Annotated in this window: 1 protein-coding gene; it reads right to left on the minus strand. The window is 59.4% G+C overall.

Annotated elements, in window-relative coordinates; translation table 11 throughout:
* Positions 1-529 (minus strand): orotate phosphoribosyltransferase (gene pyrE / locus A3754_RS05490; protein ID WP_063519035.1); only part of this gene is annotated, 529 nt, incomplete at its 3' end.
* Between the last annotated feature and the right edge of the window lie 18 nt (positions 530-547).

Genomic DNA, 547 nt, shown 5'->3' on the forward strand with positions numbered 1-547 from the left:
CCACTTCCTGAATCGCCGACAGGCCCTTGCCCGCTTCGGCAGGCTCTTTAGCGCATTCCTGCCGATCCAGCGCCACCATTACCCCCGCCATGGTCGCGTCAGTCTTTTCGAACAGCGTCGCCACTTCGCGAATCGCCGTTCCCGCTGTAATCACATCATCTATCACCAGCACCCGGCCCTGCAATGGCGCACCGACCAGCCAGCCGCCCTCGCCATGGTCCTTGGCTTCCTTGCGGTTGAACGCCCAGGGGTAATCCCGGCCATGGTGCTCGGCCAGCGCCACGGACACCGCCGCTACCAGCGGGATGCCTTTATAGGCCGGCCCGAACAACATATCGAATTCCAGCCCGGATGCCATGATCGCATCCGCATAATAGCGACCCAGCCGAGCCAGGGCCTCGCCGGTGTTAAAAGTGCCAGCATTGAAGAAATACGGGCTTTTGCGCCCGGACTTCAGGGTAAATTCCCCGAACTTCAACGCCTCACGCTCTTCGGCAAAGCGCAGAAAATGCTTCTTGTAGTTCTTCATACTCAAGCCTGTGTACTA

The sequence above is a fragment of the Alcanivorax sp. HI0083 genome (assembly GCF_001635175.1).